This window comes from Cellulomonas hominis, assembly GCF_901521055.1.
Classification (GTDB): domain Bacteria; phylum Actinomycetota; class Actinomycetes; order Actinomycetales; family Cellulomonadaceae; genus Cellulomonas; species Cellulomonas endometrii.
Genome location: NZ_CABEGA010000022.1, coordinates 12,178 through 25,895 on the forward strand (window position 1 = coordinate 12,178; position 13,718 = coordinate 25,895).

General features: G+C 75.9%; 11 protein-coding genes. 4 read left to right on the plus strand and 7 right to left on the minus strand.

Features of this window, described 5'->3' with window-relative positions:
* Window positions 1-69: 69 nt before the first annotated feature.
* Entirely contained in the window at window positions 70-2,340 is a 2,271-nt protein-coding gene (locus KJP73_RS06270) for an ATP-dependent DNA helicase RecG (RefSeq protein ID WP_433995151.1), read from the minus strand.
* Entirely contained in the window at window positions 2,337-3,905 is a 1,569-nt protein-coding gene (locus KJP73_RS06275) for a DAK2 domain-containing protein (protein WP_213281939.1), read from the minus strand. The genes KJP73_RS06270 and KJP73_RS06275 overlap by 4 nt, the downstream gene beginning before the upstream one ends.
* A 397-nt stretch (window positions 3,906-4,302) precedes the next feature.
* On the opposite strand from KJP73_RS06275, the gene rpmB reads away from it, so the two are divergent.
* The gene (gene rpmB, locus KJP73_RS06280) at window positions 4,303-4,494 is read left to right on the plus strand and encodes a 50S ribosomal protein L28 (RefSeq protein ID WP_213281940.1); all 192 of its coding nucleotides are present in this window, start codon (window positions 4,303-4,305) and stop codon (window positions 4,492-4,494) included.
* Between the two features lie 114 nt (window positions 4,495-4,608).
* Window positions 4,609-5,130: a GNAT family N-acetyltransferase gene (locus tag KJP73_RS06285; protein WP_213281941.1), complete on the plus strand. Its 522-nt coding sequence runs from the start codon at window positions 4,609-4,611 to the stop codon at window positions 5,128-5,130.
* Between the two features lie 25 nt (window positions 5,131-5,155).
* Here the strand turns inward: KJP73_RS06285 and KJP73_RS06290 are convergent, their stop codons facing one another.
* The gene (locus tag KJP73_RS06290; protein WP_213281976.1) at window positions 5,156-6,163 is read right to left on the minus strand and encodes a thiamine-phosphate kinase; all 1,008 of its coding nucleotides are present in this window, start codon (window positions 6,161-6,163) and stop codon (window positions 5,156-5,158) included.
* A gap of 66 nt (window positions 6,164-6,229) precedes the next feature.
* Here KJP73_RS06290 and KJP73_RS06295 point away from each other — a divergent pair, with 66 nt between their 5' ends.
* Window positions 6,230-6,844 (plus strand): DUF3515 family protein, encoded by a 615-nt coding sequence (locus KJP73_RS06295; RefSeq protein ID WP_249669151.1) that lies wholly within the window; start codon window positions 6,230-6,232, stop codon window positions 6,842-6,844.
* A gap of 28 nt (window positions 6,845-6,872) precedes the next feature.
* On the opposite strand, the gene KJP73_RS06300 is transcribed toward KJP73_RS06295, so the two are convergent.
* A complete protein-coding gene (locus KJP73_RS06300) occupies window positions 6,873-8,024 on the minus strand; it encodes a D-alanine--D-alanine ligase family protein (RefSeq protein WP_213281942.1) in 1,152 nt (383 codons plus the stop codon).
* Between the two features lie 99 nt (window positions 8,025-8,123).
* Here KJP73_RS06300 and KJP73_RS06305 point away from each other — a divergent pair, with 99 nt between their 5' ends.
* Window positions 8,124-9,296: a trans-sulfuration enzyme family protein gene (locus KJP73_RS06305; protein WP_213281978.1), complete on the plus strand. Its 1,173-nt coding sequence runs from the start codon at window positions 8,124-8,126 to the stop codon at window positions 9,294-9,296.
* A gap of 107 nt (window positions 9,297-9,403) precedes the next feature.
* Here the strand turns inward: KJP73_RS06305 and KJP73_RS06310 are convergent, their stop codons facing one another.
* Genes KJP73_RS06310 through KJP73_RS06320 form a run of 3 tightly spaced genes read right to left on the minus strand, consistent with a single transcriptional unit; the run spans window position 9,404 to window position 13,716 of the window.
* Window positions 9,404-11,665, minus strand: a complete 2,262-nt coding sequence (locus KJP73_RS06310) for a glycoside hydrolase family 3 N-terminal domain-containing protein (protein WP_249669152.1) — start codon at window positions 11,663-11,665, stop codon at window positions 9,404-9,406.
* Window positions 11,662-12,729, minus strand: a complete 1,068-nt coding sequence (locus KJP73_RS06315) for an ABC transporter permease (protein ID WP_213281943.1) — start codon at window positions 12,727-12,729, stop codon at window positions 11,662-11,664. Before KJP73_RS06315 ends, KJP73_RS06310 begins: the two co-directional genes overlap by 4 nt.
* A gap of 3 nt (window positions 12,730-12,732) precedes the next feature.
* Entirely contained in the window at window positions 12,733-13,716 is a 984-nt protein-coding gene (locus KJP73_RS06320; protein ID WP_213281944.1) for an ABC transporter permease, read from the minus strand.
* Window positions 13,717-13,718 lie beyond the last annotated feature (2 nt).

Here is a 13,718-nt window from a genome sequence, read left to right on the forward strand (position 1 = left end):
GGGTGCAGCGTACGCACCGGCGCGGGGCGGCCGGACGGGACCTCCGGGCCGGGCACCGCCGGCCGGGGGTCACGTGCGGTCGATGAACTCCTCGCGCGTCCCCGCCAGCATCGTCTGGATCGCGGCGACCAGGTCCGGGTGACCCGCGAGCTCCGGGTCGGCCGCCACGAGCTCCCGGGCGTCGCGGCGGGCGTGCTCGATCACGTCGACGTGCTCGGTCACCTTGAGCAGCCGCAGCGACGTGCCGCGGCCGGACTGCGCGGCGCCCAGCACGTCGCCCTCGCGCCGCAGCTCCAGGTCGACGCCCGCCAGCTCGAAGCCGTCCCGCGTCGCCGCGAGCGTCGCCAGCCGGGTGGCCGCAGGCGTGCCGTCGGGGGCGTCCGCGACCAGCAGGCAGACCCCCGGCCTGCTGCCGCGCCCGATCCGGCCGCGCAGCTGGTGCAGCTGGGAGATGCCGAACCGGTCGGCGTCCAGTACCACCATCACCGTCGCCTCGGGGACGTCGACCCCGACCTCGACAACCGTGGTCGACACCAGGACCGGCACCGCGCCCGACGAGAAGTCCGCGAGCGCGCGCTCCTTCTCCTCGGGCGCCATCCGGCCGTGCAGGACGCCGACCGGCACGCCGCGCAGGGCGGCGCTGCCGCGGAGCTCCTCGGCGACGTCGAGCACCGCCCGGAGCACCCGCTTCGGGCGCTCGTCGCCCTCGCCCTCCACGACGTCGTCGAGGACCAGGTCCGCCCCGTCGCCGTCGTCGCGGGCCGCGGCCTTCGGGTCGGCGGCCGAGTCGATGCGCGCGCACACCACGTACGCGCGGCCGCCGCGGTCGACCTCCTCGCGGACGCGCTGCCAGGTGCGGTCGAGCCACGCCTGGCGGTCGGCGGGCACCACGTGGGTGACGACCTCCGCACGGCCCGCGGGGACCTCCCGGAGCGTGGACGTCTCCAGGTCGCCGAAGACGGTCATCGCCACGGTCCGCGGGATCGGGGTGGCGGTCATCACGAGCAGGTGCGGGACGCCGCCGGCCTTGGCGCGCAGGGTGTCGCGCTGCTCGACGCCGAACCGGTGCTGCTCGTCGACGACGACCAGCCCGAGGTCCGCGAACTGCACGTGCTCGGAGAGCAGCGCGTGCGTGCCGACGACGATGCCGGCCGCACCACCGGCGGCCTCGGCGAGCGCCTGGCGTCGCGCGGCCGAGCCCTGCGACCCGGTCAGCAGCGCCACGCGGGTCGCCTGCTCCGCGCCGCCGAGCATCCCGCCCTCGGCGAGGTCCCCGAGCAGGTTCCGCAGCGTGCGGGCGTGCTGCGCGGCGAGCACCTCGGTCGGGGCCAGCAGCGCGGCCTGCCCGCCCGCGTCGACGACCTGCAGCATCGCCCGGACCGACACGACCGTCTTGCCCGAGCCCACCTCGCCCTGCAGCAGCCGCTGCATCGGCACGTCCTCGGCGAGCTCGGCCGCGATCTCCGCGCCCACCTCCCGCTGCCCGGCGGTCAGCTCGAACGGCAGCCGCGCGTCGAACGCGTCGAGCAGCCCGCCGGACCGGGGCGGGCGGGCCACCGCCGCCTGCGCCGCGATGCGGGCCTTGCGGCGGGCGAGCTCGGCCTGCAGGACGAACGCCTCCTCGAAGCGCAGGCGCTTCTGGGCCTGCTCGAGCTCGACCCGGTCGTGCGGCCGGTGCAGGCCGGCGAGCGCGCCCGGCAGCGAGGGCAGGTCCCGCCGGACCGGCTCCGGCAGCGGGTCCGGCACGTCGGCGTCGGTCATCATGTCCAGCACCGTGCCGACGAACGACTTCATCGCCTTGTTGGTCAGCCCCGAGGTCAGCGGGTAGACGGGCCTCGGCCGCTCGCTCTCCTGGATCCGCAGCGCCTCGTCGACCACGCTGCCGAGCTCCTGCACCTCGTACTCCGGGTGCAGCAGCTGCATCTGGCCCCGGTACTCCTTGACCGTCCCGGAGAACAGGCCGTACGTGCCGGGCACCAGCTCCTTCTCGAACGCCCGCAGCGCCCCGGCGTGCTTCGCGAACCACGTCAGGTGCAGCTGGTGCCGGTCGTTGCGCACCACGACCTCGAGGATCACGCCGCCGCGCGTGCGCATGGTCCGCATCGTCGCCTGCTCGACCCGCGCATCGACCGTGACGTGCTCACCGATGACGAGCGCGTCGATCGGCGTCATCTCGCCCCAGCGCTGCCAGCGGCGCGGGTAGTGGCGCAGCAGGTCCCCGTACGTCCGCAGGCCCAGCCTGCCCAGCAGCTTCGCGGCCCGGGGGTTGCCGGCGATGCCCGCGAGGTCGCGCTCGAGGAACGGCAGGGGGCGGACGACGGCGTCGTCGGGGACGGTCACGGGCGGGCCTCCGCGCGGGGGTCGGACGGGGTGCTGGGCCGGGTGGCGGCAGGCGTGGTCGCGAGCGCGAACGCGGGACCGGCGGGGACGGGCCCGGCGACCGCCACGGGCAGCCCGGGGTGCAGCGCCCCGAGCCGGTCGGCGAGGTCGAGGCCGTCGTCCGCGGTAGCGCCTGCCCCGAGCAGGACGGTCAGCCCGCGCGCGTCGGCGGGTCCGGCGGCGAGCAGGAGCCCGGCCTCGGCCAGCGCGGAGTCGAGGTCGGTCGCGGCTGCGGTCCCGGGCTCCGCCTCCGGACCGGCGACGACGGCGGCGAGCACGCGGAGGTCGTCGGACGCCCAGTCCGGCACCGACCACGCCGGGTCGAGCACCGCGGCGGGGAGCCGGTCGCCGGGCAGCACCACGACGCGGTCGGTGCCGGCGGGCGTCCCGGCGGCGGAACCGGCGTGCACGGGGGCGAGCGCGTCCTGCGCGGCCCGGGCCACCGCGGCGCGGGCCTCCGGGACGGGCACGGCGTCGGGCAGCACCAGCGCGACCGCACCCGCGAGCGCCAGCGCCCCGGCGAGCTCCGGGTGCGCCGTGCAGGCGACGGCGGGGCTCGGCGCGCCCACCAGCGCCCGCACCGACGCCGTCCACCGCGGACCGCACGCCCCGACCGCCGCGAGCACCGGCACCGGGTCGTCCGCGTGGACGTGCGCGGTGAGCACCGCGTCGCCCTCCACCACGGCGACGGCCCCGCCGACGGCCGCGAGGGCGGCGCGCAGGTCCGGGGCGGCAGCGGCGTCGGGCGCGTGGAGCACCGCCATGATCTCGAAGGCGTGGTCCCCCGGGTCGGCCGCGGTCCCGGGAGTCGCCGCCGACGCGGCGTGCTCGGCGAGCCACGCCACGTCGACCGGTCCGCCGCGGCCGTCGAGCGCCGCGAGCAGCGCGTCCAGCAGCACCAGCAGCGCGCACGCACCCGCGTCGACCACCCGCGCGGACCGCAGCACCGGGTGCGCCGCGCTGATCCGGGCGAGGTCCGCGCGTCCCGCCGCCACCCCGGCCGCGAGCGCCGCGACGTCGTCGCGGGACGGGTCGCCGAGCCGGTCGCGGGACGGGTCGCCGGACGCGCCGCCGGACGCGCCGCCGGACGCGCCGCCGAGGACCGCGTCCGCAGCCGCGTCCGCCACCCGCGCGGCCACGGTCAGCACCGTGCCGTCCTCGGGGGCATGCACCGCCGTGCGGGCGGCGTCCGCGGCGCGGTGCAGCGCCTCGGGGAGAGCGGCGTCCGGGACCTCCGCGAGCCCGCCCAGGTACCGGCTGACGATGACCCCGGAGTTCCCGCGCGCGGCCAGCAGGGCACCGCGGGCCAGCGCGCGCAGCACGTCCGGCCCGGGGGCGCACGGGTCGAGCTCGCGGACGGCGTCGGCGGCGCCGCGCACCGTCAGGAGCACGTTGGTGCCGGTGTCCCCGTCCGCGACCGGGAAGACGTTGACCGCGTCGATCCGCTCCCGGGCCGCCTCGAGCGCGGGCACCGCGCCGTCCAGCCAGGCGCGCAGCACGTCGCCGTCCACCAGTCGCCCAACCACGTCCGCGCGCGGTCCTTCCGTCGTCCCTCGTGGGCCCTCGCCCACCTCCCTACTCTGCCCCACGGATCCCCCGCACCCGCGCTCGTCCCCAGCCCGCGCCGGTCCGGTCGTGCCGGGTGGAGCGTCCTGCCCGACACGCCGGAGCGTGTCCGGCAGCCCTCTCCACTCGAGGGGCGTGCCAGCCGGCGCCGGTCCGGGTGTGCCGGTGTGACGCAGGTCGTTTTGAGGGTCCGGGCGTTCGTGGGCTAGTCTTGTCCGGTTGCCCGGCGTGCTCCGGGCACTGGTGGTGCCCCGCGGCCCGGTCCTCGGACCGACGGTGGGGGCGCCCCGACCAACCAGGACTTGCCGCCCGGGCACCTTCCCGAGCGGCGTGCAATGACCGGATCAGGAGAACACCGTGGCTGCCAACTGCGACGTCTGCGCCAAGGGCCCGAGCTTCGGGCACAGCATCTCGCACTCGCACGTGCGCACCAAGCGCCGCTGGAACCCGAACATCCAGCGCGTGCGCGTGGTCGTCGCGGGCACCCCGAAGCGGCTGTACGTCTGCACCTCGTGCCTCAAGGCCGGCAAGGTGCAGCGCGCCGTCTGAGCGTCTGTCGACGAAGGCCCGTGCGGGACACCCCGCACGGGCCTTCGTGCTGCCCGGGCAGGGACGCACCGCGAACCCCTGTGGCGGCATGGGAGCGTGTGGCACCCTGAGCGCATGAGCGAGCAGCGGCGCGAGCACGTGGTCCGACCTGCCCGGCCGCAGGACGCCGAGGGCATCGCCCGCGTGCACGTCCGCACCTGGCAGCAGGCGTACGCCGGGCTGGTGCCCGAGGACTACCTGGCTGCGCTGGACGTCCAGCAGCGCGCCGAGGGCTGGCGCCGGCACCTCGAGCCGGGCAGCCGCACGCAGATCTGGGTGGCGGTGTCCGACGACGACCACGTCGTGGGGTTCATCGCGCTCGGGCCGTCGACCGACGAGGACGCCGACCGGCACGCCCTCGAGATCCGCTCGATCTACCTGGACCACGGGATGTGGGGCTCCGGCGTCGCGCGCGAGCTCCTGCGCACCGCGCTGGCCGACGTGCCGCCGCGCGTCCCGGTGACGCTGTGGGTGTTCGAGGACAACGAGCGGGCGCGGCACTTCTACCGCCGGCACGGCTTCCAGCCGGACGGCACGGAGCGCACCGAGGACGTCGGCGGGGCCGAGCTTCTCGAGGTCCGCTACCGCCGCGGCTGACGCACCCGCCCGCGCGCGCAGGGCATCAGCGGCGGAAGTGGTCCCAGCCCGGGGACACCGCCGGGCGGTCGCCGGCGACCAGCACGGAGCCCGCCGGGACGCCCGCCTCCTCCGGGGACCGGACCACCCCGATCACCCGGAACCCGTCCGGCACGGCGCCGGCCGGGAACGTCGCCAGGAGGCCGTGGTCCTCGCCGCCGGTCAGCACCCAGCCGGCGGCGTCGACGCCGAGCGCGCCCGCCGCTCCCCGCAGCGCCGCGAGGTCCTCCGGCAGCACCCGCGCGGGGTCGCCCAGGTCCAGCACGACCCCGCTGGCCGCGGCCATCCGGCCACCGTCGCGCAGCAGCCCGTCGGACACGTCCATCATCGCCGTGGCCCCGGCCGCGGCGGCAGCGGGACCGGCGGGCAGGGGCGGCACCGGGCGGCGGAACACCCGCACGGCCTCCGGGTCGGCGTCGGCGCGCCCCGCACCGAGCAGCGCGAGACCCGCCGCGGACCGCCCGACCGTCCCCGCCAGAGCGACGACATCCCCCGGCCGGGCGCCGGAGCGCAGCACCGGGGACGCGCCCGCGAGGTCGCCGTGCACCGTCACCGCGACCACCACCGCCTCACCCCCGGACAGGTCGCCGCCGACCACGCCGGCGCCGACGGTCGCGCAGGCGGCGCCGAGCCCCCGCGCGAGCCCCTCGACCCACGCGACCGGCACGTGCCGAGGCACGACGAGCGCCACGACCAGGGCCGTGGGCCGCGCGCCCATGGCGGCGACGTCCGCGAGGTTCTGCATCGCCGCGCGCCACCCGACGTCCTCGCCCGAGGACCAGTCCAGCCGGAAGTGCCGGTCCTCCACCAGGACGTCCGTCGAGACGACGAACCGCCCGTCGGGCGCGGCGAGCACCGCGGCGTCGTCGCCCGGGCCGAGCAGGGTCCGGTCGCCGGCGGGCAGCAGCGGGAAGATCCGCGCGAGCAGCTGCTCCTCGGTCAGGTCGCCGACCCAGGGGCCGCCGGAGCGGGCTGCGTGGTCGGCACGGTCCACCCGGGGCGCTGCGGCGTCGGTCACGCCCGTCACGGTATCCCGCGGCGCCCGGGTTACCGTGACCCGGTGACCCGCTCGAGCCGCACCTCCCCCCGCCGGACCGCCACGACGCCGGCCCTGGTGGCCCTGGCCGTCCTGGCGGCCTCGACGCTGGCGGGCTGCGCGCAGGCGGTCGGCGTGACCGTCGCCCCGCACGCGACCGAGCCCGCGTGCGCGCGCGTGGTGCTGGCGCTCCCGGAGGTCCTCGGCGACGACCTCGCGCAGCTGCGCACCACCAGCCAGGCGACCTCCGCGTGGGGCGACCCGACGGATCCCGTGACGCTGCGCTGCGGCGTGGAGGTCCCGGGGCCGACGACGGAGCAGTGCGTGACCGTGGAGACGGCGAGCGGCCCGAGCGTCGACTGGCTGGTGCGCGCGGACTCGGAGCCGGTCGCCGACGCGAGCGCCGACGACGACGACGACGACGACGCCGACGCGGGCGCGACGCCCGGCACCGACCCGACGGCGCCCGCGACGCCGGAGCCCTCGGGGTCGTCGGACTGGACGTTCGTCACCTACGGGCGCGACCCCGCGGTGGAGGTGCACGTCCCGGCGTCGGTCGTGGCCGAGCGGTCGACGTCGTTCCTGGACGGGCTCAGCGTCGCGGTGGCGCAGGTCGAGGCGACCCGCACCTGCCTGTGACGACGGTCGTGACCGCGACGGCGACGCCTCAGCGCAGGCCGGTGGGCCGCTCGAGCGCGAGCTGCAGCAGCTCGTCCAGCAGGTCGGGGTAGGACAGGCCGCTCTGCTGCCACATCCGCGGGTACATCGAGAACGGCGTGAACCCCGGCATCGTGTTGATCTCGTTCACGATCACCTGGCCGTCCGGCGCCACGAACACGTCCACGCGCGCGAGGCCCTCGCAGTCCACGGCCTCGAAGGTCCGGATCGCGACGTCCTGCACCCGGGCGGTCACGTCGGCGGGCAGGTTCGCGGGGCACGTGAGCTCGACGGCGGACTCGTCGAGGTACTTCGCCTCGAAGTCGTAGAACCCGTGCGCCTCGTCGGTGACGACGATCTCCCCCGGCAGCGACGCGCGCGCCCGGGCGCCGGACCGCCCGCCGAGCACCGCGCACTCGATCTCGCGGCCGACGATGCCGGCCTCGACGACGACCTTGGGGTCGTGCCGCTGCGCCTCCGCGACGGCCGCGGGCAGGTCGGCGAGGTCGGTGACCCGCGTGATGCCGATGCTCGACCCGGCGCGGGCGGGCTTGACGAACAGCGGCAGCCCCAGCGCCTCGATGCGGGCGCGCACGCCATCCCGGTCCAGCGCCAGGTCGTCCCCGCGGAGGGTGACGAATGGCCCCACCGGCAGGCCCGCCCCGGCGAGCGCCACCTTCATGAAGTGCTTGTCCATGCCGACCGCCGAGGCGAGCACGCCCGCGCCGACGTACCGGACGTCCGCGAGCTCGAGCATGCCCTGCAGCGTGCCGTCCTCCCCGAACGGGCCGTGCAGCAGCGGCAGGACCACGTCGACGTCGCCCAGCGCGGTGGCGGGCGAGCCCGGCTCGATGACCTGCAGCGCGCGGGAGCCGGCCTCCTGCGGCAGCAGCACCTGCTCGGGCAGCGCCTCGACCTCCGGGAGCCGGCCGTCGACGATGGCCCAGCGGTCCGGGTCGTCCGCGACGCGCACCCACCGGCCCTGCGGCGTGATGCCGATCGGCAGCACGTCGTACCGCTCGCGGTCGACCGCCCGGAGCACCGCGCCGGCGGTGGCGCAGGAGATGGCGTGCTCGCTGGAGCGCCCCCCGAACAGGACGAGCACCCGGGGCCGGCGGCCGGGCGCGGTGGACGGGGTCTGGGGCTCAGGGCTGCTGGACATCGCCCGCGAGCCTAGCCGCTGGGTGGGACGCGGCGGTGGCGCACCGCGGGCGGCGTTAGCCTGCGCGTCGTGACGCACACCGAGCCCACCGAGCACCCCGTGCAGCCCGAGCACCACCGGCACCCGGCCGGCCTCGCCCGCGAGACCCTCGCCGTGACGTCCGGCCGCCCCGCCCGCGCGCAGGGCGCCCCGGTCAACCCCCCGGTCGTCCTGTCCTCGACGTACGTGTCGCAGGGCGTGCCGCAGCCCGGCGAGATGATGTACGCCCGCGGCGACACCGAGACCTGGGGGCCGTTCGAGCAGACGCTCGGCGCCCTGGAGGGCTCGGCGCACCCGGCGCTGGTGTTCGGCTCCGGCATGGCGGCCATCGCGGCGGCGCTGTCGCTGGTCCCGCACGGGGGCCGGCTGGTGCTCCCCCGGCACGCGTACCAGGTGACGCTCGGGTACGCGCGCGACCTGGCGGAGCGGTCCGACGTCGAGGTCCAGCAGGTCGACATCGCGGACACCGACGCGGTGGTCGCCGCGCTCGACCCCGCCGCCTCCCCCACCGGGCGCGCGACGTCGCTGCTGTGGGTGGAGTCGCCGACGAACCCGATGCTCGAGGTCGCGGACCTGCCCGCGCTGGTGGCCGCCGGGCACGCCGCGGGGGCGCTCGTGGCCGTGGACAACACGTTCGCCACGCCTCTCGTGCAGCGGCCGCTGGAGCACGGCGCGGACGTCGTCGTGCACTCGGTGACCAAGTACCTGGCCGGGCACAGCGACGTGGTCCTCGGCGCGGCCCTGGCCGACGACCCCGCGCTGCACGAGCGGCTGCACACCTACCGCACGGTGCACGGCGCGATCGCCGGGCCGTTCGAGGTGTACTTGGCCCTGCGCGGCGTCCGGACGCTGGCCCTGCGGGTCGAGCGCTCGCAGCGCACGGCCCTGGACCTGGCGCAGCGGCTCGCGGCCCACCCCGGCGTCGCGGAGGTGCGGCACCCCGGGCTCCCGCAGGACCCGGGCCACGCGCGGGCGACCGCGCAGATGTCCGGCTACGGGTCGATCATCGGCCTGCGCCCGGCCGGCGGTGCCGCGGGGGCGGACGCCGTGGTCGCGGCGCTGCGCCTGTGGGTGCCGGCGACCAGCCTCGGCGGCGTGGAGTCCAGCATCGAGCGCCGCCGGCGGTTCGCCACGGAGTCCCCGACGGTCCCGGAGGACCTGCTGCGGCTGTCGGTCGGCATCGAGGACGTCGAGGACCTCTGGAACGACCTGGACCGGGCGCTCCGCGCGTAGCCGCCCGCCCCCGGCGCCGAGGTCGGCACCCGGCCGCCGAGGTCGGCACCCCGGGGTGCCGACCTCGGCCCGGGACTGCCGACCTCGGCCGGAGGGGACCGACTCGGTCAGCGCACCTCGAACGGTGCGCGGAGCAGGGTGTCGTCGCGGCTGCTCGGGCCGACCAGGAGCTCGAAGTCGCCCCGCTCCACGACCCGGCGGCCGGCCGCGTCGACGATCGTGCAGTCCGCGACCGGGACCTCGATCGCGACGCGCACCGACCCGCCCGGCGCGACGTCGACCTGCCGGAAGGCCTTGAGCTCCTTGTCGGCCCACGACACGGACGTCACCCGGTCCGACACGTACGCCTGCACGGTCTCCCGCACCGGACGCGTCCCGGTGTTCCGCACCGTCACCTCGGCGCGCACGGTCCCGGCCGCGTCCAGCGACGTGGACGCCAGCCGCAGGTCCTCGTACGCGACGGTCGAGTAGGACAGGCCCTCCCCGAACGCGAACGCGGGGCGCTGCGTCAGGTCGGCGTACCGGTCGCCGTGCTGGCCGCGCACCTGGTTGTAGTACGTCGGCTGCTGCCCGGCGTGCCGCGCGAACGACACGGGCAGTCGGCCGGACGGCTCCGCGAGCCCGAGCAGCACCTCCGCGAGCGCCCGGCCGCCCTGCATGCCGGGGCTGGCCGCCCAGATCAGCGCGTCGGCGGACAGCGCCGACTCCGGGAGCACCAGCGGCTTGGACGCGAGCAGCACCACGACCAGCGGCTTCCCCGTGGCGGCGAGCGCGTCGAGCAGCGCGACCTGCCCGCCGACGAGCTCGAGCGTCGCGGTGGACCGCCCCTCCCCGACCAGCTCGATCCGGTCGCCGACGACGGCCACGACGTAGTCGGCGTCGCGCGCGGCGGCGACGGCCTCCGCGATCAGCGCCTCGTCGGGCTCGGACGGCACGACCACCGGCGGGCGCGGCTGCCCGTCGGGGAACGTCGCGCCCTCCGGGTCGGGCTCGAGCGTGAGGATCTCGGCGCCGCGGGCGTGCTGCACCGTCCAGCCCGCGGGGACCGTCGCGCGCAGCCCGTCCAGGACGGTCGTGATCATCTCGCGCGGCTGGCCGTCCGGGAGCCAGTCGGCCTGGCCGGAGGAGCCCGCCCAGTCGCCGAGCTGGGTCTGCGCGTCGTCCGCGAGGGGGCCCACGACGGCCACGCTCCGTGCGGGCCCGGCGGCCGGCAGCGGCAGCACCCCGCCCTCGTTGCGCAGCAGCACCAGCGACCGACGCGCGACCTCGAGGTTGAGCGCGGCGTGGTCGGCGTGCCCGATGACGGCGGCCTGCGCGGCGGCGTCGGGCCGGCGCGGGTCCTCGAACAGGCCGAGCCGGAACTTCAGCGTGAGGATGCGGGCGACGGCGGGCTCGAGCTCGGCCTCCGTGAGCAGCCCGCGCTCGACGGCCTCCAGCGCCCCCTCGAAGAACAGCGGCGTCGTCATCACCATGTCGTTGCCGGCCTTCACGGCGGCGGCCGCGGCGTGCGCGTAGTCGGGCTGCACCTTCTGCTCCCAGACCATCCGACCGACGTTGTCCCAGTCGGTGATGAGGGTCCCGGTGTAGCCCCACTCGCCGCGCAGCACCTCGTTCAGCAGCCAGTCGTTGACCGTGATCGGCACGCCGTCCATGGTCTGGTAGCCGAGCATGAAGACGCTGCACCCCTCACGCGCGACGCGCTCGAACGGCGGCAGGAACCAGGACCGGAGCTTGCGGCGGGAGATGTCCGCCTCGCTCGCGTCCCGGCCGCCCTGCGTCTCGGAGTACCCGGCGAAGTGCTTCGCGGTGGCGAGGATCGCCGTCGGGTCGGTGAGGCCGTCGCCCTGGTAGCCGCGGACCATCGCGGACGCGAGCTCGCCGATCAGGTACGGGTCCTCGCCGAACGTCTCGTCGACGCGGCCCCAGCGCAGGTCCCGGGTGATGCAGAGCACCGGCGAGAAGGTCCAGTGCACCCCGGTCGGCGCGACCTCCCGGGCCGTCGCGCGGGCGACCTGCTCCACGAGCGCGGGGTCCCAGGTGCCGGCCATGCCGAGCTGGGTCGGGAAGATCGTCGCGCCCACCCAGAACGAGTGCCCGTGGATGCAGTCCTCCCCCACGAGCAGCGGGATCCGCAGCCGGGTCTCCTCGACCAGCTCGTGCGCCCGCAGCAGCCGCTCCGGGGACGCGTGCAGGATCGACCCGGCGAGCCGGCGCAGCACGTGGTCCGCGACGTCGTCCCGGGCGTCGAGCTGCAGCATCTGCCCGACCTTCTCCTCGAGGGTCATCCGGTCGAGCAGGTCCCGCACCCGGTCCTCGACCGGCAGGGTCGGGTCGAGGTAGGCGACGGCTGCGGTGGTGGTGTCGGTCACGAGGGGTCCTTCTGATCGGGGTCGTCGTGGTGCTGGTGCTCGTGCGGGTGCGGGTGCGAGGAGGCCGGGCGCACGACGGTGACGGTGCCGGCCGGGCTGAGGCCCTTCTTGCGCAGGGCGCGCGCCCGCTCGCCGGCGGAGCGCAGGCGCGGGTTCACGTACTCGTCGATGCCGAAGTTGATCAGCGACAGCGCCATGCCGAGCAGGGCGATGCAGAGGCCGGCGGGGACGTACCACCACCAGAAGTCGGGGAAGGCGCCGTTCTGCTGCGCCCAGTACAGGATGGTGCCCCAGTTGAGGTTGGTGATCGGGATGACCCCGATGAACGCCAGCGTCGTCAGCCCCAGCACCGCGGCGGTCACGGTGCCGACGAAGCTCGACGCGATGATCGCCGTGAGGTTCGGCAGCATCTCCACCGCGATGATCCGGTGCAGCGGCTCCCCGTTCGCGCGGGCGGCCTGCACGAAGTCCCGGTTCCGCAGCGACATGGTCTGGGCGCGCAGGACGCGGCCGCCCCACGCCCAGCCGGTGATGGCGAGCACCGCCGAGATGAGCAGCAGGCTCGGGTCGTCGTACTGGGAGGCGACGATGATCATCAGCGGCAGCGCGGGCAGCACCAGGAACACGTTGGTGAGCGCCGACAGCGTCTCGCTCTTCCAGCCGCCGACGTACCCGGCGGTGACGCCGATCGCCACGGACACGATCGTCGCGATGACGCCCGCGCTGAGGCCGACGACCAGCACGCCGCGGGTGCCGTAGACGATCTGGCTGAACACGTCCTCGCCCATGTGGGTGGTGCCGAGCCAGTGCTGCCCCGACGGCGGCTGGCGCAGCGCGTCGAAGTCCTTGTCGAGCGGCCCGTACGGCGCGATGAGGTCGCCGAAGACGGCCAGCAGCACGAAGAACCCGAGGATCGCCAGACCCGTCAGCGACTTGCCGTTGCGGAACATCGCGAACGACCGGCCGAGCCGGGAGCCGAGGCCGCCGCCGGTGCGCGTCGGGCCGGTCCCCGGAGCGGGCGCGGGCTCGGCGGCCTGCTCGACCGTGGTGGTGGGGTAGGTCATCGCTCAGCCCTCCGTCTGCCGGGTGCGCGGGTCGAGGACGGCGTAGGCGACGTCCGCCATGATGTTCGCGACCAGGACGGTCAGCGTGATGATGAGGAACAGCCCCTGCATGAGCGGGTAGTCCTTCGCGGTGGTCGCGTCGAGCAGCAGCTTGCCGACGCCGGGGTAGGAGAACACGAGCTCCATGACGAGCGTCCCGCCGACGATGAACCCGAGCGACAGGGCGAACGACGACAGCTGCGGCAGCACCGCGTTGCGGGCCGCGTAGTTCAGCATCACGTGGCGCGGGGCGAGTCCCTTGGCCTGGGCGACGGTGACGTAGTCCTCGTCGAGGACGGTGACCATCATGTTCCGCATGCCCAGCACCCAGCCGCCGAGCGACGCGAGCACGATGGTGAGCGCCGGCAGCGTGCCGTGCTGGATCACCTGCCCGACGAAGTCCGCGCTGAACGCGGGCGCGCTGCCCTTGTCGTAGGCGTGCGAGGCGGGGAACCAGCCGAGCGCGGTGGAGAACACGGCGATCGCGATGAGGCCCATCCAGAAGTAGGGCACCGTCGAGAAGAACGTCGCGACCGGCACGAGCGCGTCGGCCCTGCTGCCGCGGCGCCAGCCGATCCAGGCGCCCACGCCGGTGCCGAGGAAGAAGCTGAGCACCGTGGCGATGCCGACCAGCCCGACGGTCCACGGCAGCGCCGTGCCGATCACGTCCGTGACCGGGGCGAGGCCCTTGGAGAACGACCGGCCCAGGTCGCCGCGCAGGAGCAGCCCCCAGTAGTCGACGTACTGCTGCAGCATCGTCTTGTCGTCGTCGAGCCCGAACAGGGTCCGCAGCGACGACGCTGCCTCCGGGCTGATCCGCCCCTGGTTCTTCTGCAGGTAGGCGGAGACCGGGTCGCCCTTCATCATCCGGGGCAGGAAGAAGTTGATGGTGATGGCCGCCCAGGCCGTGAACAGGTAGAACACGGCGCGGCGCGTGAAGAATCGCACGG

Coding starts and splice junctions, on each gene's coding strand:
- KJP73_RS06285 (WP_213281941.1), top strand. CDS start 4,609: ATGAGCGAGCAGCGGCGCGAGCACGTGGTCCGACCTGCCCGGCCGCAG.
- KJP73_RS06300 (WP_213281942.1), bottom strand. CDS start 8,024: ATGTCCAGCAGCCCTGAGCCCCAGACCCCGTCCACCGCGCCCGGCCGC.
- KJP73_RS06315 (WP_213281943.1), bottom strand. CDS start 12,729: ATGACCTACCCCACCACCACGGTCGAGCAGGCCGCCGAGCCCGCGCCC.